Genomic DNA, 17,899 nt, shown 5'->3' with positions numbered 1-17,899 from the left:
TGAAGCGCTGCTCCTAACCGCGTTGCGCGGCCCGCTCGTCAAGCTGCCGCTGCACCTCGCGCCGCTTGTTGGCGACCGAAGCGATGATGACGCCAACCGTGACGATCGCGATCAGAAGGGTGCAGGCGGCATTGATCTCCGGCGTCACGCCAAGGCGGACCTGGCTGTAGATCTTCATCGGCAGCGTGGTGGCGCCAGGGCCCGAAGCAAAGCTGGCGATGACCAGGTCGTCCAGTGACAGCGTGAAGGCCAGCATCCAGCCGGACACGATCGCCGGCAGAATGACTGGCAGCGTGATCTGGAAGAAGGTCTTCACCGGCGGCGCGCCAAGATCCATGGCGGCTTCTTCCAGCGAGCGATCGAAGCTGACAAGCCGCGACTGCACGACCACCGCGACAAAGCACATTGTGAAGGTGATATGCGCGAGGATCACGGTCGTCATGCCGCGATCCATGCCGATGGCGACAAACAGCAGGAGCAGCGACAGGCCGGTAATGACATCAGGCATGACCAATGGTGCGAAGATCATGCCGGAGAACAGGACCCTGCCCCGGAAGCGTGTGTAGCGGGTCAGCGCCAAGGCCCCCATAGTGCCGAGAACCGTGGCCACCGTCGCTGAAATCAGACCGACGCGGATGGTCACCCACGCGGCGTCCATCAGGCCCTGATTGTGGAACAGCGATACGTACCATTTGGTGGAAAAGCCGCCCCAGACGGTGACGAGCTTGGACTCGTTGAAGGAGAAGACGACGAGCAGCACGATCGGCAGATAGAGAAAGGCAAAACCGAGCGTGATCGAGGTGATGTTGAAGCGGCTCCAGGTGGTGTTCATTTGTCCTGCTCCTGCGCGCGGGCCTGGGCATGCTGGAACAACACGATCGGTACGATCAGCAGCAACAGCAGGATGACGGCAACGGCCGACGACACCGGCCAGTCACGATTGGCGAAGAACTCGTTCCACAGCGTCTTGCCGATCATCAGCGTCTGCGAGCCACCGAGCAGGTCGGGGATGACGAATTCGCCGACGGCCGGAATGAACACCAGCAGGCAGCCGGCAATGACGCCGGGCAGCGACAGCGGAAAGGTGATCTTCCAGAAGGCAGCGGTCGGCGGACAGCCGAGATCCTTGGCCGCCTCGATCAGGGAGTAGTCCATCTTTTCCAGCGACGAATAAAGCGGTAGCACCATGAACGGCAGGTAGGAATAAACGATGCCGATGAAGATGGCCGTGTAGGTGTTGAGGATCACCAGCGGCTGATTGATGATGTGCAGCGACAAGAGCAACTGGTTGAGCAGGCCCTCGGGCTTCAGGATACCGATCCAGGCATAGACGCGGATCAGGAACGACGTCCAGAACGGCAGGATGACCAGCATCAGCAATGTCGGGCGGATCGTGGCCGGAGCCCGCGCCATGCCATAGGCGATGGGATAGCCAACCAGCAAGGTCAGCCCCGTGGAGATGGCAGCGATGACGACGCTGGTGAGGTAGGCCTTGAAATAGAGTGCGTCCTGCGTCAGCCAGACATAATTGTCGAAGTTGAGGTCGCGAAAGCCGGCGAAGAAACCGGAAACGCCGTCCCTGAAATCGAGCACCGGCGTATAGGGCGGCATGGCGATAGCCGTCTGCGACAGCGAGATCTTGAAGACGATGACGAAGGGGACGAGAAAAAAGAACAGCAGCCAGAGATAGGGAACGATGATGACGAGCCGGCTGACGAAGCCGGCACCCAAACGCGTCAGGAACGGATTGGCGGCAGTCGATGGCGCGGCGGCATCGGCGACGGCGGTATTGGACATGCCCGCCCCCTACCGTGCCAGCACGACGCCCGCGTCGGGCCGGAAGGACACCCAGGCACGGTCGTTCCAGGTCAGCGGATCCTCGGTCACACGAGCCGCGTTCAGGGCGCTTGCCCGCACGATCTGCCCGTCGTCCAGCCTGACGTGATAGACGGTCATGTCGCCGAGATAGGCGATGTCGTAAACCTCGCCCTCCAGCGCGTTGACGGCATCGGCCGGCTTCTTCGACGAAACCCTGATCTTTTCCGGCCTGATGGCGAAGATGATGTCGGTGCCTGTTGCGGCGGCGCCATTCTCGACGACGATCTGGGCTCCGGTCGCGCCGGTGATGCGTGTTGTCTTGTCGGCGCGCTCGGCAACCTTGCCCTCGAACATATTCACGTTGCCGACAAAATGGGCGACGAAGCGCGACGTCGGAGCCTCGTAAACCTCCGCCGGTGTCGCAACCTGCATCACCTCGCCCTTGTCCATGATGGCGATGCGATCGGCCATCGTCATCGCCTCTTCCTGGTCATGGGTGACGACGACGAAGGTGAGACCAAGCTCCTGCTGCAGATCCATCAGTTCGAACTGGGTTTCCTCGCGCAGTTTCTTGTCGAGCGCGCCGAGCGGCTCGTCGAGCAGCAGCACCTTCGGTCGCTTGGCGACCGAGCGGGCAAGCGCGACGCGCTGGCGCTGGCCGCCCGAGAGCTGGTGCGGCTTGCGCTTGGCGAACTGCTCGAGCTTGACCAACTTCAGCATGTCGGCGACGCGCTTTTCGATATCGGGCTTCGGCATGCCCTCCTGCTTGAGGCCGAAGGCGATGTTGTTCTCGACCGTCATATGCGGGAACAGGGCATAGGACTGGAACATCATGTTGACCGGCCGGCGATAGGGCGGAATGCCGCGCAGATCCTGACCATCGAGCAGGATGCGACCGGCTGTCGGTTCCTCGAAGCCGGCAAGCATCCTGAGCAGCGTCGACTTTCCGCAACCCGAGGCGCCGAGCAGCGCGAAGAATTCACGCTCGAAAATGGTCAACGACAGATTGTTGACAGCGGTGAAGTCACCGAACCTCTTGGTGACGCCGTCGAACTGAATATATGGCTTGGCCTTCGGGTCGTTCCATGGCGCGAAGTCCCTGCGGATGCTGCCAAGCGATTTCATATCCCCACTCCGTACTTTTTATTCCCCAAAAGAAATCGACCCCGGCAGTTGGCTGCCGGGGTCGCGTCGGATTGCCTACTGGCCGGTGACGATCTTGGTCCAACTGCGCGTGATGATGCGCTGCGTCTTGGGATCGTAGGGCTGGACGGTATAGAGCTTCTGCAAGGACGCGGCGTCCGGATAGACCGAGGGATCGTCGAGCAGCGCCTTGTCGACGAACTGCTGCGATGCCTTGTTGCCGTTGGCATAAAGGACATAGTTCGACGATTTGGCGATCACTTCCGGCGTCATCATGTAGTTGATGAATTCAAGCGCCTCGGCGACATGCGGAGCATCGGCGGGGATCGCCATCTGATCGAACCACATCTGGGCGCCTTCCTTTGGGACGGAATAGCCAATCTCCACCCCTTGCTTGGCCTCGACCGCGCGGTTGCGAGCCTGGAACACGTCACCCGACCAGCCGACCGCCAGGCAGATGTCGCCATTGGCAAGTGCGTTGATGTATTCGGACGAGTGGAACTTCCTGATATAGGGACGGATCTTGAGAAGAGCTTCCTCGGCCTTGGCAATGTCGTCAGGCGAGGTGCTGTTGGGGTCCAGACCGAGATATTTCAGCGCCGCCGGCAGGATGTCGGACGGAGAATCCAGAACATAGACGCCGCAATCCTTCAATTTGGCCAGGCTGTCCGGGTTGAAGAAGGTATCCCAGCTGTCGATCTTGTCGGTGCCGAGCGCTGCCTGCACTTTCTTGGTGTTGTAACCGATGCCGACCGTGCCCCACATGTAATTGACCGAGTATTCGTTGCCGGGGTCGTATTGGGCGGTGCGCTCCGTAACCGTATCCCACATGTTGGAGAGGTTCGGCAGCTTCGACTTGTCGAGCTTCTGGAACACACCGGCCTGTATCTGGCGGGCCAGGAAATGGCCGCTCGGCACGACGACGTCGTAGCCGCTGCCGCCGGCGAGCAGTTTGGTTTCGAGGATTTCGTTGGAATCGAAGGTGTCGTAGACGACCTTGATACCGGTCTTTTTGGTGAAATCGTCGATGATCGAACTGTCGATATAGTCCGACCAGTTGAAGACGTTGACGACGCGGTCCGCGGCGTGACCGGCGGGCGTCAAAAGCGCCAGAAATACCGAGGTTGCCGAAAGCCAGAGCGCTTTGCGGATCATGCTATTCTCCTTTGGTGAGTGTTCCATTGCCGGCGCGTCGCGACATGCTCGCGCTGCCGGGCATTTTGCTTCAGACTATTGAGCTTTCCAGGGGCCGACAAGCGCCATCCGGCACGCCGCCTGCGGCAACCCGGTCGTTCGGGGCGGGAAGGAATTGCGGTGCCGTCAGAAGCTTTCGCCGCCGCGCGGAGAGAGATACAAGAATGTGGTCCGGTCTCGATCGAGCCGCCGGGGAGACTTGGCAAGATAAGCCTGTCTTGTTGTTGCCGTAGTCCCAGCCTGCCCGGGCGGCAGCGACATTGTCAATGGGCAAAGCTTCGGCGCCGGCATCAATTAGGCGAAGGCACTCCGGTGACCCCAGCCCGCTGCGGCCGCGCCTGGCGCTTGAATTCGAGCCCAATATGGACAAGCAGCGCCGTGACCACCACCGCGCCGCCGACCATGGTGCGCCCGGACGGCACCTCGGAATGGATGAGCCAGACCCATATCGGCCCCAGGATCGGCTCGAACGTGCCGAGCAGTGCCGCGATCGCCGCCGGGATCAGGCGCGCGCCGGTGGCGAAGAAAGCAAGGCCAAGGCCGAGATTGACCACGCCGAAGACGAAGAGAAAGCACATGTCACCGGCCGACACCATGAAGGTCGAGGCTTGCGAGGCAGCCAAGCCCGCCGCCAGGATCGTGCCGAGACAGGTCGCCGGCGTCATGCGCACGCTGGAGAAGCGCCGGGTGATGACGGTGGCGATCGAGAACATGAACGCGATCAGCAGCGCCAGTCCATCGCCGATGGGCGAGACGGCACCATCCAGTGATTCCGACACCATGATGGCTACGCCGGCGATAACGGCGGCGATGGCCATCCAGGTTGCAACGGTTACTCTTTCGCGAAACAGTGCCCAGGCAAACAAGGCCGCCAGGAGCGGCACGCCGGCCTGCATCAAGAGGATGTTGGCGACGGTGGTATAGGCAAGCGCCACGACGAACGAGGTCGAGGCGATGGCGAAGCAGAATCCCACGGCAATGCCTGGCAAGCCCATGTCCTGGAATGACTTCACCATGCCGCGCCAGCCGTCACGCCAGACCATGAAGCAGAGCAGGAAGGCGGCGGCCCAAACGGAACGCCAGAAAATAACCGTCCAGCTGTCACCGGCGCTGATGAAGCGAGCGATGGTGCCGCCGAAACTCCACATCAGCGCCGACAGGAAGACCAGAAGCATGCCGACGCGTTCCTCGCGCGGCGAGACTGTCGAGGTAGCAAGGCCGGTCGATGCAACAAGGGTCGGAGATGATGCTGTGTCTGTCATGGGCGCGACTGTCGAGCTTTTGTGGACGGGACGATGCGCAAGGGACGACAAAAAACTACTCTGTTCACGTAACGCAAAGACTTAAGCCGCGGGTGATCCAGAGACCGGCGACGATTGTGGCACCTTTGCCGCAACGCTACTGAAAATCGAATGCGCTCAGGCCGGTCACCATCTCGTCGAGTCCGAGGGGGCGCGTCACCGGCGGCTCGGCGCGCGCCAGGCAGCCGACACGCTCGCAAAGCCGGCAGGCCGGGCCGACAGGCGTCGTCGCCGCGATGGTGCCTGCCCCCACCTTCGCGCCGACTGCCGCGCCAGGCAGCACCGCGCCATAGACGATGTCGTCGCGAAAGCCGATGTCGCAGCCGAGTAGCAGTGCCGTGCGGCGCGGGCGTTCGGAGAATGCGCCTTGCGGCCCCTCCAGCGTGCGGGCGATGCACAGGAACTCGGCGCCATCAGGCATTTCCACCGCCTCGACGAAGACCTGACCGGGCTGGGTGAAGGCGACATGCACGGGAAGCTTGGGACAGCCGCCGCCAAAGCGGCTTTGCGGAAAGCCCTGGCTGCCGGCCTTGCGAAAGCGGTTTCCGGCATTGTCGACCTCGAGCATGAAAAAAGGCACGCCAGAAGAACCTGGCCGCTGCAGCATGGTCAGCCGGTTTGCCGCCTGCTCGAAGGAGACGCCAAAGCGCGAGCGCAGGACTTCGATGTCGTAGCGTGAGCGAACGGCCGCCGCGTGAAAAGGCTGATAAGGCATCATCAGCGCGTGGGCGGCATAGCGGCCGAGTTCGAAGCGGGCAAGGCGGCGCGCCTCGTCCGTGGCCAGCCTCAAGGCCTGGATCTCGCCGGCGATCGCGACCGTCATGCGGATCAGGCAGGCCTCCATCGCGACTTCACGCAACTGGTCGAATGGTGACAGGCGCTCGGACAGGAACAGGCGCTGCGAGTGGCGGTCGTAGCGGCGGCGCCAGTTCGGCATGGTGGCGACCGGCAAAACCTTGACCACGATGCCGTATTCGCGCTTCAGCCATGCCTTCAATGCCCCAAACAAGTCGTCGCCGGGGTCAAGCACCGACGTGAACGCCTCGGCCTCTTCCTCGAGCGAGGAAAAATGGTTCGGCCGCCGCTCGAAAATCTCGCGCACGTCGTCGATCGGCAAGCGGGCGCCGGAGAGCGCTGTCGTCCGACCCTCGCGTGCCAGAAGCTCGTTGATGTCGGACAGCCGCTCGGCCTGCTCGCGATAGGCGCGGAACAGTTTTATCACTCCGGCGGAGGCATTGGGCGCCGCCTCGGCAAGCTCGATCAGTTCCTGATCTCCCGGCAATTCGCCAACCAGCAGCGGATCGGTGAACACCTCCTTCAGGGCAGCGACCGATCCCCTTGCCTCGCCCTGAAGCTCGTGCGGATCGACCTTGTAGACGGAGGCCAGCTTCAGGATCAGCTGCACAGTCAGCGGCCGCTGGTTGCGCTCGATCAGGTTGAGATAGGACGGCGAGATGCCGAGCCCCTCGGCCATTGCCGTCTGGGTCAGGCCCTTGGCGTTGCGGATGCGGCGAATGCGCGGCCCGGCGAAAATCTTCTGATCAGCCATCGACCATCCTTGACAGGACTTTTACACGACATCAGCCGCGATCCCAGCCTGCTTGTCTTTACAAGATTGACAAATTTACAGCGCCTCCCTGTCAAACGCAACACAGATTTTCCCTTATGTTCGGTGAGGTTTTCTGATTTTTCTGGCTCATTTTGCATCGCAATGTAAATTCAGTCACATAGGAATGTTCTCGACAACTGGCGCGCGGACGTCGTGCAGAAACCCTTCGGAGCGACCAATGACTGATTTTTACAACCTCGTCCCCTCGGCGCCTGAAGGCCGCTTCGACGGCATTGAGCGTCCCTATTCGCCGGAGGATGTGAAGCGGCTGCGAGGTTCGGTGCAGATCAGGCAGAGCCTTGCCGAAATGGGTGCCAACCGGCTGTGGAAGCTCATCCACGAGGAGGACTTCGTCAACGCATTGGGCGCCATGTCCGGCAACCAGGCGATGCAGCAGGTGCGCGCCGGGCTGAAGGCGATCTATCTGTCGGGCTGGCAGGTTGCCGCCGACGCGAACACCGCCTCGGCGATGTATCCGGACCAGTCGCTCTATCCGGCCAATGCGGCGCCCGAACTGGTCAAGCGCATCAACCGCACGCTGCAGCGCGCCGACCAGATCGAGACCTCCGAAGGCAACGGGCTTTCGGTCGAGACCTGGTTCGCGCCGATCGTCGCCGACGCGGAAGCCGGCTTCGGCGGCCCGCTCAACGCCTTCGAGATCATGAAGGCGTTCATCGAGGCGGGTGCCGCCGGCGTCCATTATGAGGACCAGCTGGCGTCGGAGAAGAAGTGCGGTCATCTCGGCGGCAAGGTGCTGATCCCGACCGCGGCGCATATCCGCAACCTCAACGCCGCGCGGCTCGCGGCCGACGTGATGGCCACGCCCACCATGGTCGTGGCGCGCACCGACGCGGAAGCGGCAAAGCTGCTCACCTCCGATATCGATGAGCGCGACCAGCCCTTTGTCGACTATGATGCCGGCCGTACGGTGGAAGGCTTCTACCAGGTCAGGAACGGCATCGAGCCTTGTATCGCGCGGGCCGTTGCCTATGCGCCCCACGCCGACCTGATCTGGTGCGAGACCTCGAAGCCCGACCTGGCGCAGGCCAGGAAATTCGCGGAGGGGGTGCGCAGGCACCATCCAGGCAAGCTGCTCGCCTATAATTGCTCGCCGTCGTTCAACTGGAAGAAGAACCTCGATGACGCGACGATCGCCAAGTTCCAGCGGGAACTGGGCGCCATGGGTTACAAGTTCCAGTTCATTACGCTGGCCGGCTTCCACCAGCTCAACTACGGCATGTTCGAACTCGCCCGCGGCTACAAGGCGCGGCAGATGTCGGCCTATTCCGAGTTGCAGGAAGCGGAATTCGCGGCGGAGGCCAATGGCTATACCGCGACCAAGCACCAGCGTGAGGTCGGCACCGGCTATTTCGATGCCGTCTCGACGGCGATCACCGGGGGCCGGTCATCGACCACCGCCATGCATGAGTCGACCGAGCACGCGCAGTTCAAGCCGGCGGCGGAGTGAGTTCGCCAAAAAAGACGACCAACAGAGGAAACGCCCGAGAGGGCAAGGACATAGGAGACGACCAATGGCATCGATAAGCCGCGTCAAGGAACGGGCAGAAGAGCAATCGACCACGATGAGCGTCGACCAGCAGGCGACGATCCGCATGCTGGCCAACGATCTGCACAGGCTCAACCAGTCGGTGATGAAGGCGGTGGAGGCGGGCGTCTCGGTGGAGCTCGTGCGCTCCGCAAGGCACCATGGCGGTGACGGCAATTGGGGTGACCTTTTGATCCCGGTCATCGTCACGCAGCAGAGCCATGGCTGATCCGAAATCGTCCAGGCGGCCCTTTCACCTGCGCAATGAATGCGCAGGTGAATTTTATTTTTACGCAACCAAGCCATGGACAGAGCAGTACAGTACTGTTGCTTTGAATCCACTGTTGTGGGGGACGCCTCCAGGTTCTTTTATTTCAACTTGACAAGGGTGCGATCTCACGCCAATTGTCGCCCAGATTTCAACTCTGCATTGAAATGGGGGCGAACTTCTTGGCCGACTTGGGTGCCCAGTGAACCGCGAGGGCGAGACCGCAAAACATGTGAATCTGGGGACCCGGGATTCAAGCACCAACACGATCCGCGATCTCTCGCGGGTGCTTGTTGTCGGGAAATCGCCGATCAACCGGGTCGTCGTATCGAAGATCGTCGAACGGTCCGGGCTCAGACCAATCTCGGAACCGCCTGATATCGCAGCGAAAACCTTGCGGACGCTGGTGCCGGGAGCGATCGTCCTCGATGGTGGCCCCGACAACAAGGACTGCGACCATCTGATGCCCGGCATCGAAATGTTGCGCCGGACTTCGGGCAAATCGCTTCCTCCCGTGATCCTGCTTTCAACCAAGAATGGCACGCCGGAGAGCCTTGGCCTGGCGAATGTCGTCGACGTGGTGGTGGCAAAGCCGATCACGCCCGAACGGCTGCAACCGGTGATCGATCGCCTGATCAACCGCTGAGGCAATTCCGGGAAAGTCGTGCCGCGGTTTTCCGCCCGGATTTATTCAAAAAGCAAATAATCGCAGTCGCGATCAGCTTGGCTTCGCGATGCTTTCTATCAGTTCCGGCAATTGACCGAGATCCGATATCTGGCGGAAACGCGGCTCTGCGACTGGCGCCTCGACATGTTCGAGCACCCAGGTCAGTTCGTGCGGCACATGGACACCCCAGCCGCCGGCCTCGATGGCGGGCACCACGTCCGACTTCAGCGAATTGCCGACCATCATACTCCTTGCCGGGCCGTCGCCATGGCGGTTGAAGAGGCGCGCATAGGTCGCGGCCGTCTTGTCGCTGACGATCTCGACGGCATCGAACAGATCGCCCAGCCCGGAGCCGGCCAGCTTGCGCTCCTGATCGAACAAATCGCCCTTGGTGATCAGCACGAGGCGGAAGGTGCCGGCGAGTTTCTCGACCGTATCGCGCGCATACGGCAAGGGCTCGATCGGATGGCACAGCATCTCGCGACCGGCGTCGAGAATCTCCGATATGACCGAGGCCGGCACGCGCCCGTCGGTGACCTCGATCGCCGTTTCGATCATCGAGAGCGTAAATCCCTTGATGCCGAAACCATAGATCGCAAGGTTGCGCCTCTCGGCCTCCAGCAGTCGCGCCGAGATCTGCTTCTCCTCGCCATGATCGGCCAGCATGGCGGCAAAGCGCTTCTCCGTCATGCGGAAGAATTGTTCGTTTTGCCAAAGCGTGTCGTCGGCATCGAAGCCGATCGTGGTCAGTTCGCTGCTGGTTCGCATCACCGGCTTCTCGAATGCGGGAAGACACCAAACCTAAGCCGACCGGCGGGCGGTTTTCAACCTGCAACGGAAAATGCCGGCGGTGGCTCCCTTCCCTTCCATCGCGCGGCACGGCTATACTCCGAAATCCGCAACCCAATCTGGTGAATGATGCCGCCTGCAAAAAAGGAAGTCCGTCCGTCGAGCCGCGGAGGACGGGCGCGCACGCCTGCCTTTGTGAAAAACCTGCGTGGTGTGAAGAATTGGAAGGAAGTCAGCGATTGGCTGGAATGGCGCGGCATCGAGGATATCGAATGCATCACACCCGATCAGGCCGGCGTGGCGCGCGGCAAGATGATGCCGTCGAAGAAATTCACCTCCAATACTTCGCTGGCGCTGCCTTCGGCCGTCTTCATGACGACGATTTCTGGCGGCTATCCAGAGGACGGCAACGGCTTCCACTACCCTGAAGACGACGGCGACCTCAAGCTGATGCCGGACCTGTCGACGCTGACGGTGGTACCCTGGGAAGAAGACCCGACGGCGGCCGTGATCTGCGACCTCGTCCACCAGGACGGCCGCTCGGTCGAGTTCACGCCGCGCAATGTGCTGAAGCGCGTCCTTGCAGCCTATGACAGGCTTGGGCTGAAGCCGGTCGTGGCGCCCGAGATCGAGTTCTACCTCGTGCGCAAGAACCCGGACCCGGACTATCCGTTGACCCCGCCCGTCGGCCGCTCGGGGCGCGCGATCGGCGGCGGCGCCGGCTATTCGATCGCCGGCGTCAACGAGTTCGACGAACTGATCGACGACATCTATCATTTCTCCGAAAGCCAGGGGCTGGAGATCGACACGCTCATCCACGAGGAGGGCGCCGGCCAGCTCGAGATCAATCTACGCCATGGCGACCCGATCGAACTTGCCGACCAGGTGTTCATGTTCAAGCGCACCATCCGTGAGGCGGCACTCAAGCACGAGATCTACGCGACCTTCATGGCCAAGCCGATCCAGGGCCAACCGGGCTCCGCCATGCATATCCACCAGTCGATCGTCGACAAGAAGACGGGCAGGAACATCTTTTCGGCCGACGATGGTTCCGAAACCGAGGATTTCTTCCATTTCATCGGCGGCATGCAAAAGCACGTGCCGAACGCGTTGGTGATGTTCGCGCCCTACGTCAACTCCTACCGGCGGCTGACGCAGGCGGCATCGGCTCCCGTCAACAACAAATGGGGCTACGACAACCGCACCACGGCGTTCCGGGTGCCGCGTTCCGACCCCGCGGCGCGGCGCGTCGAGAACCGCATTCCGTCCTCCGACGCCAATCCCTACCTGGCACTTGCAGCCTCGCTCGCCTGCGGGCTGATCGGCATCACCCGGAAGATCAAGGCCGAGCCGCCCGTGCTTACCACCGCCAACGCGGACGAGATAGACCTGCCGCGCAGTCTGCTCGAAGCCGTGGACCTGTTCGAAGGCGACGAGGAACTCTGCGCGTTGCTGGGCAAGTCTTTCGCCGCCACCTATGCGGCGATCAAGCGTGCGGAATTCGAGACGTTCATGGAAGTGATCAGTCCGTGGGAGCGGGAATATCTGCTGCTCAACGTCTGAAGGGCGAATAGCGAATAGCGAATAGCAACAATATCGGTTTTTCCCTATTCGCTACTCCTCTTCTATTCCTTCCCAAACTCCCTCGAGTCTTCGCCACATCATGCCTTATCAATCCCCAATCTCCCCTGGTCGATCCTGGTATGAGGACACGGCTGGGCAACGGCCTGAATATCCGGCGCTCGACGGCGACCGGACCTGCGATGTGGTTATCATCGGCGGCGGGTTTACCGGCCTGTCTGCAGCGGTTTATCTAGCCAAGGCTGGAGCGGACGTGGTGCTGATCGAGTCCTACCGCTTCGGCGATGGCGCCTCAGGGCGCAATGGCGGCCAGCTCGGCACCGGCCAGCGCGCCTGGGCCGAGGATCTGGAGGCCGAATATGGCCTTTCCCGCGCCAAGGCGCTGTTCGATCTTGCCGAGGAGGCCAAAGCCCACCTGCTTGATTTCGCGGCCATCAACCAGATCGATATCGACTACATGCCGGGCCAGCTTTCGGTTGCGCACAAGCCGCGCTATGTCGACGACTACAAGGCCCATGCCGAGATCATGGCCGGCCGTTTCTCCTACCCGCATATCTCCTTCATGGATGCGAAGGAGACGGCGGAGCGGCTGGGCTCGAGCGCCTATTTCGGCGGCACGCGCGACACCGGCACCGGCCATATCCATCCGATGAAGCTGGTGATCGGCACCGCGCGGGTGGCGGCACAAGCCGGCGCGCACCTGTTCGAAGGAACGCCATCGACCGGCATCATATCCGCGGGGGGCAAGGTCAGGGTTTCCACGCCGAGGGGGACGATCTCGGCGCAGAAATGCCTGATCGCGGTCAATGCCTATGGCGGAACGCTCGAGCCGGTGAGTGCCGCGCACATCATGCCGATCGGATCCTTCATCGGCGCGACCGTGCCGCTGGGGTCGGAGTCGAAAGTGCTGCCGGGGGGCGAGTCGGTCGACGATTCCCGTTTCGTCGTGCGCTATTTCCGCAAATCCAGGGATGGCCGGCTGCTGTTCGGTGGACGCGAGGTCTATGGCGTCAACGATCCGAAGGATATCCACATCCATATTCGCCGCCAGATCGCGGAACTCTATCCGGCGCTGAGCGATATCGAGATCACCCACGGCTGGGGCGGTTATGTCGGAATCACGGTGCCAAGAAAGCCGTTCGTGCGTGAAGTGATGCCGAATGTGATCTCGGCCGGCGGCTATTCGGGTCACGGCGTCATGCTGTCCAACTTCTTCGGCAAACTCTATGCCGAAACCGTCACCGGCAACCGTGACCGGCTGAAGCTGATCGAGGAATTGAAAATTCCGCCATTTCCTGGCGGCCGCCGGTTCCGGGCGCCGCTGCTTTTCCTCGCGCTCAACTGGTTTGCGCTGCGGGACAGGATCTAATGCGTCGTGCAAAAGTGATGTGCCTGGGAAGAACGAAGCGCATCAAAACAATATCTAAAAGCGCATTGTATAAGTCCATTTCCACGCGACGTGCTTTAGGCAGGGATTGGATGGCCGTTATCCCATACGATCACGATCTCATGTAATATTGTAATATCCATGTAACATTTGTTGCCCGGGCGGCACATTGCGGAATTGCCGGCGACGGTGCAGAATCCTTGATAATGGCGTACTGATGCCACAATCGCGGGCGAAAGGTCCGCGTCTGGGCGATTGTTCGGGGATTGTTGCGGGCCTGTCCGCGTTTTGGGACCGATGCTGATCGAACGCATGATATGCGATATCTGATCGAAAGAACACCGGCCCGCTTATGGAGGTGGCAAGAGTGAGAGAGCCCTTCAGTTTCGGTGCTCCGGAACGTCGGCGCTTTGCCATGCAGTTCGGCTATGACATGCGCCCGTCATTCTGGCAGGGAGTCCGCTCGAACTCGCACCTGGTCATTGCCGCGGTCGGTACCGCAGCTCTGCTTGGCGTTGCCGCGGTGGCACTCTGGCTGGCATTGCCGACCAGCGAGAGGCAAGCGGTCGCCAGCCCCGAGCAGAGCATTCCGAGCATTCCGGTGAAGACGACGAAAGTTTCCCCTTCGGGAACTACGGTGACAGCGGCTGCCGTGACACCGCGGGTAGAGCGCAAGTCCAGCCAGGTCCCACCGACCATGGTAGCGGCGGCGAGCAACATACAAGCGCTTGCGGCCAACGATCCTCGCTGGACCGGGGCACAGCAGAAGGCTGCTGCCGCGGCAGCAGATCCCGATCAAACGGCTGCCCCCAGCCAGGTAGCCAAGCAGCCTGAGCCGACGCCTGACAAAACAGCGGCAGCATTCGCCCAATCGTCTGCCGATACCGATGCCACCGACGAGCTTGCCAAGGTTGCCGCGACGAGTCCGCCTGCGAACAGCAGCAATCCCGATGGGGCGCAGACCGCCGCCATTCCGGAGACGCAGCCGCAAGCACCGGAACAAAAACCCGCGAATGCACAAGGCGAGGATAACGCAGCCAAAGCGAAGCCGCGCAAGGTGGCGGCGACGGGCAGTGCCCGTATTCTCAGGACTGTGACCATGCGCAGTGCTCCGAAGAAGGGCGGCACCCCCATCGGCACGGTGCCTGCCCGGACTTCAGTGCAACTGATAGGCTGCAAGCAGTGGTGCGAGGTCGTCTACAACGGCAAGCACGGCTGGGTGTACAAGAGCTACGTCAAGCCCGGCGCGTAATATCCGAACATCGCCGCATTCAGATGCAGCGGCCGCCATCGACCTCCAGCGCCACGCCGGTGATGAATGCGGCCTCGTCCGAAGCCAGCCATAGCGCCGCATTGGCGATATCGAGCGGAGTCGACAGCCGCCCGAGCGGGATCGAGGCGCGGAATGTCTCGCGGATCTCGGGCGTGTCGGCGCCCATGAATTTCTCCAGCATGCCGGTCTCGCCGGCGACCGGGCAGAGGCAGTTGACGCGGATGTTCCTGGGCGCGAGTTCCACCGCCATCGACTTGGTGGCGGTGATCGCCCAGCCCTTCGAGGCATTGTACCAGGTGAGGCCGGGTCGAGGCCGCAGGCCAGCGGTGGACGCCGTGGTCAGGATGACGCCACCGCCCTGCCGCTCCATAATCGGCACGACGGCACGCGCGGCGTGATAGATCGCCTTCATGTTGACTGATGTGATCAGGTCGAAAGTTTCCTCGTCGACCTTGAGCATGTCGCCATTGCGGTGGGTGAACCCGGCGTTGTTGACCATGATGTCGATGCGGCCGAAGGCGCTTTTGGCCGCATAGACCATCTCGTCGAACTCGGAGCGCAACGAAACATCGGTCTGCGTCCAGATCGCCGCGTCGCCGATCTCGCCTGCGACGCGTTCCGCCCCCTTGGCGTTGAGATCGGCGACAACGACCCTGGCGCCCTCTTGCGCGAAGCGCTTGGCCATGCCTTCGCCGAAGCCTGATGCCGCACCGGTGATAATGGCGACCTTGTTTTCCAGACGCATGCGTTACCGCTCCTTGGGTTCATCGCGCAGCTTGCGCGAAAGGGCTGACAGTCCGGCCGGTGCCGCGATAGGTACGATTTCTCCCTTACAGCATGTCGCGGCGAATAGGATTCGCCCGACCTGCTGCAAGCTTCTGATTTTATGCATGTCGTTATCCCGGAACCGAGGACACTTCCGGGCGACATGCATTAGCTTTCGTCACATTCACGTTCTATGCTGCAACTGCGAAAGCTTCCGGAGTCTTCGTTCACCGACAAGCCTCCCGGTGGCGCCAGTGTCAAGCGCACAGGTGGACCCAATCAATATCCAGCGATTGGTCCTCGATGTGACAGCATGGCACTGGAAAATTTAAATCGATTAGAATATATCAGCCGCGTACTCGCGACCGGCGTCAAAGCGGACAGACCATGACCAGCCAGATCATCCCCGTCGACCCTTTCGACTTCATCATCTTCGGCGGCACCGGCGACCTGTCGGAGCGCAAGCTGCTGCCGTCGCTCTACTATCGCCAGCGCGACCATCAATTCTCCGAGCCGACGCGCATCATCGGCACGTCGCGCTCGAAAATGAGCGACGAGGAGTTCCAGGCCTTCGCCAGGCAGGCGATTTCGGACCACGTCAAGCCGGCCGATATCGATGCCAAGGAGTTGAAGACCTTCCTGGCGCGGCTTTCCTACGTCCCGGCCGATGCGACGAGCGGCGCCGGCTTCGACAAGCTGAAAAAGGCGATTGGCGAAAGCGACCACATCCGCGCCTTCTATCTGGCCGTGGCGCCGGCGCTGTTCGGCGATATCTCGCACAAGCTCAAAGAGCACAATCTGATCACGCCGAATTCGCGCATCGTGCTGGAGAAGCCGATCGGCCGCGACCTCGCCTCGGCGCAGGCGCTCAACGACCTGGTCGGCGACGACTTCCATGAAAGCCAGATTTTCCGCATCGACCATTATCTCGGCAAGGAGACGGTGCAGAACCTGATGGCGCTGCGCTTTGCCAATGCGCTCTACGAGCCGCTGTGGAACTCCGCCCATATCGACCACGTGCAGATCACCGTCGCCGAGACCGTCGGCCTGGAAGATCGCGTCACCTATTACGACAAGGCCGGCGCGCTGCGCGACATGGTGCAGAACCACATGCTGCAGCTGCTTTGCCTGGTCGCCATGGAAGCGCCGTCGTCGATGGACGCCGACGCCGTGCGCGACGAGAAGCTGAAGGTGTTGCGAGCGCTGAAGCGCATCAACGGCAATGAAGCGCCGAAGCACACCGTGCGTGGCCAGTATCGTGCCGGTGCGTCGGCGGGCGGACCGGTGAAAGGTTATGTCGAGGAACTCGGCAAGGACAGCGACACCGAGACCTTCGTCGCCATCAAGGCCGAGATCGGCACCTGGCGCTGGGCAGGTGTTCCGTTCTATCTCAGGACCGGAAAGCGGTTGGCGACCCGGGTTTCTGAAATCGTCATCGAGTTCAAGCCGATCCCACATTCGATCTTCGGCGACAGCGGCGCGGGGCCGATCTTCGCCAACCAGTTGGTCATCCGGCTGCAGCCGGACGAAGGCGTCAAACAGTTCATCATGATCAAGGATCCAGGCCCGGGCGGCATGCGGCTGCGCCAGATCTCGCTCGACATGAGTTTCGCGCAGTCTTTCGACGGCCGCGCGCCCGACGCCTATGAACGGCTGATCATGGATGTCATCCGTGGCAACCAGACCCTGTTCATGCGTCGCGACGAGGTGGAAGCCGCCTGGAAGTGGATAGACCCGATCCAGAATGCCTGGGAAGGCGCCAAGCAGGAAGCACAGGGCTATACGGCAGGCACATGGGGGCCGTCGGCCTCGATAGCGCTGATCGAACGCGACGGGCGGACATGGCACGAGAGCAATTGAACAGCGCCAGCTATAACTGGAATGCCTTTGCCGACCGTCCGCAACTGGCTTCGGCGCTGGCCGCAAAAGTGGCCGATCGCCTAACGAGGGCGATCGACCGGCGCGGCAGGGCGTTTCTGGCTGTCTCCGGCGGCACGACGCCGGCAAAATTCTTTGCCGATCTCTCCGCAGCGCCGATCGCCTGGGACAAGGTGATCGTGACGCTGGTCGACGAACGCTTCGTGCCGGCCTCCTCGCCGCGATCGAATGCCGGGCTGGTGGCCGCGAACCTGCTGCGGAACGCGGCCAAGGCCGCCCGTTTCGTTCCGCTCTACCACGAGGCGGCCGGCATCGAGGATGCCGCGACATCCGACGATGCGGCACTGCGATCCCTGCCCTGGCCGCTCGACGTCGTGGTGCTCGGCATGGGACCAGACGGCCACACCGCCTCGTTCTTTCCTGACGCCGACGATCTGCCGAAACTGCTCGACCCGGCCTCCGACAGGATGATCCTGCCGGTCCATGCCAAAAGCGCCGGAGAGCCGCGGCTGACCCTGACGCTCGCCCGCATCATCGATGCGGATTTCCTCGCCTTGCACATAGAGGGCGAGGACAAGCGCGTCGCCTTCGACAACGCTGTCGCGCCCGGGCCGCGCAAGCCGATCCGCGCCGTGCTCGACGCATCGCCCAAACCCGTGGAGGTTTTCTGGGCGCCCTGA

At 61.9% G+C, this 17,899-nt stretch carries 16 protein-coding genes; 8 read left to right on the top strand and 8 right to left on the bottom strand.

The features are described 5' to 3' along the window. Positions 1 to 13: 13 nt before the first annotated feature. The 6 genes from O7A70_RS05605 to O7A70_RS05580 form a co-directional block, all read right to left on the bottom strand. On the bottom strand, positions 14 to 832 hold the full coding sequence (locus O7A70_RS05605; protein ID WP_015316315.1) for an ABC transporter permease: 819 nt from the start codon (positions 830 to 832) through the stop codon (positions 14 to 16). Beyond that, positions 829 to 1,797 (bottom strand): ABC transporter permease subunit, encoded by a 969-nt coding sequence (locus O7A70_RS05600; RefSeq protein WP_027144810.1) that lies wholly within the window; start codon positions 1,795 to 1,797, stop codon positions 829 to 831. Before O7A70_RS05600 ends, O7A70_RS05605 begins: the two co-directional genes overlap by 4 nt. Positions 1,798 to 1,806: 9 nt before the next feature. Then, positions 1,807 to 2,943 carry an ABC transporter ATP-binding protein gene (locus O7A70_RS05595; protein WP_337139484.1) on the bottom strand — a complete coding sequence of 379 codons (1,137 nt, stop codon included), beginning with the start codon at positions 2,941 to 2,943 and terminating at the stop codon, positions 1,807 to 1,809. A gap of 75 nt (positions 2,944 to 3,018) precedes the next feature. Further along, on the bottom strand, positions 3,019 to 4,116 hold the full coding sequence (locus O7A70_RS05590; protein WP_337139483.1) for a polyamine ABC transporter substrate-binding protein: 1,098 nt from the start codon (positions 4,114 to 4,116) through the stop codon (positions 3,019 to 3,021). A 329-nt stretch (positions 4,117 to 4,445) separates the two neighbouring features. Then, positions 4,446 to 5,417 (bottom strand): DMT family transporter, encoded by a 972-nt coding sequence (locus O7A70_RS05585; RefSeq protein ID WP_337139482.1) that lies wholly within the window; start codon positions 5,415 to 5,417, stop codon positions 4,446 to 4,448. A 136-nt stretch (positions 5,418 to 5,553) separates the two neighbouring features. Then, positions 5,554 to 7,005 carry a helix-turn-helix domain-containing protein gene (locus tag O7A70_RS05580; protein ID WP_337139481.1) on the bottom strand — a complete coding sequence of 484 codons (1,452 nt, stop codon included), beginning with the start codon at positions 7,003 to 7,005 and terminating at the stop codon, positions 5,554 to 5,556. A 238-nt stretch (positions 7,006 to 7,243) separates the two neighbouring features. Here O7A70_RS05580 and aceA point away from each other — a divergent pair, with 238 nt between their 5' ends. The 3 genes from aceA (at position 7,244) to O7A70_RS05565 (ending at position 9,525) form a co-directional block, all read left to right on the top strand. Beyond that, positions 7,244 to 8,533, top strand: coding sequence for an isocitrate lyase (gene aceA / locus O7A70_RS05575; RefSeq protein ID WP_337139480.1), 1,290 nt, complete (start codon positions 7,244 to 7,246; stop codon positions 8,531 to 8,533). Positions 8,534 to 8,597: 64 nt separating this feature from the next. Then, positions 8,598 to 8,840: an SMc00767 family acetate metabolism repressor gene (locus O7A70_RS05570; protein ID WP_006202762.1), complete on the top strand. Its 243-nt coding sequence runs from the start codon at positions 8,598 to 8,600 to the stop codon at positions 8,838 to 8,840. A 271-nt stretch (positions 8,841 to 9,111) separates the two neighbouring features. Continuing rightward, positions 9,112 to 9,525, top strand: coding sequence for a response regulator (locus O7A70_RS05565; protein ID WP_337139479.1), 414 nt, complete (start codon positions 9,112 to 9,114; stop codon positions 9,523 to 9,525). 72 nt (positions 9,526 to 9,597) lie between these two features. On the opposite strand, the gene O7A70_RS05560 is transcribed toward O7A70_RS05565, so the two are convergent. Continuing rightward, entirely contained in the window at positions 9,598 to 10,314 is a 717-nt protein-coding gene (locus O7A70_RS05560) for an HAD family hydrolase (RefSeq protein ID WP_337139478.1), read from the bottom strand. Positions 10,315 to 10,461: 147 nt separating this feature from the next. On the opposite strand from O7A70_RS05560, the gene O7A70_RS05555 reads away from it, so the two are divergent. The 3 genes from O7A70_RS05555 (at position 10,462) to O7A70_RS05545 (ending at position 14,555) form a co-directional block, all read left to right on the top strand. Continuing rightward, a complete protein-coding gene (locus tag O7A70_RS05555; RefSeq protein WP_337139477.1) occupies positions 10,462 to 11,898 on the top strand; it encodes a glutamine synthetase family protein in 1,437 nt (478 codons plus the stop codon). A 100-nt stretch (positions 11,899 to 11,998) separates the two neighbouring features. Further along, a complete protein-coding gene (locus O7A70_RS05550; RefSeq protein ID WP_337139476.1) occupies positions 11,999 to 13,285 on the top strand; it encodes an NAD(P)/FAD-dependent oxidoreductase in 1,287 nt (428 codons plus the stop codon). Between the two features lie 433 nt (positions 13,286 to 13,718). After that, positions 13,719 to 14,555, top strand: coding sequence for an SH3 domain-containing protein (locus O7A70_RS05545; protein WP_442921161.1), 837 nt, complete (start codon positions 13,719 to 13,721; stop codon positions 14,553 to 14,555). Between the two features lie 19 nt (positions 14,556 to 14,574). Here O7A70_RS05545 and O7A70_RS05540 read toward each other — a convergent pair whose 3' ends face one another. Then, positions 14,575 to 15,321 carry an SDR family oxidoreductase gene (locus O7A70_RS05540; RefSeq protein WP_337107290.1) on the bottom strand — a complete coding sequence of 249 codons (747 nt, stop codon included), beginning with the start codon at positions 15,319 to 15,321 and terminating at the stop codon, positions 14,575 to 14,577. Positions 15,322 to 15,728: 407 nt separating this feature from the next. Between O7A70_RS05540 and zwf the strand changes: the two genes are divergently transcribed. Together zwf and pgl are read left to right on the top strand one after the other, a co-directional pair. Further along, the gene (gene zwf / locus O7A70_RS05535) at positions 15,729 to 17,201 is read left to right on the top strand and encodes a glucose-6-phosphate dehydrogenase (RefSeq protein ID WP_027144797.1); all 1,473 of its coding nucleotides are present in this window, start codon (positions 15,729 to 15,731) and stop codon (positions 17,199 to 17,201) included. Next, the gene (pgl, locus tag O7A70_RS05530; protein WP_337139474.1) at positions 17,183 to 17,899 is read left to right on the top strand and encodes a 6-phosphogluconolactonase; all 717 of its coding nucleotides are present in this window, start codon (positions 17,183 to 17,185) and stop codon (positions 17,897 to 17,899) included. Before zwf ends, pgl begins: the two co-directional genes overlap by 19 nt.

The sequence above is a fragment of the Mesorhizobium sp. Cs1299R1N1 genome (genome assembly GCF_037179655.1).
Lineage (GTDB): Bacteria > Pseudomonadota > Alphaproteobacteria > Rhizobiales > Rhizobiaceae > Mesorhizobium > Mesorhizobium salmacidum.
Note: the sequence above shows the minus strand (reverse complement) of the source record. Positions and strands in the feature narration are given on the sequence as shown.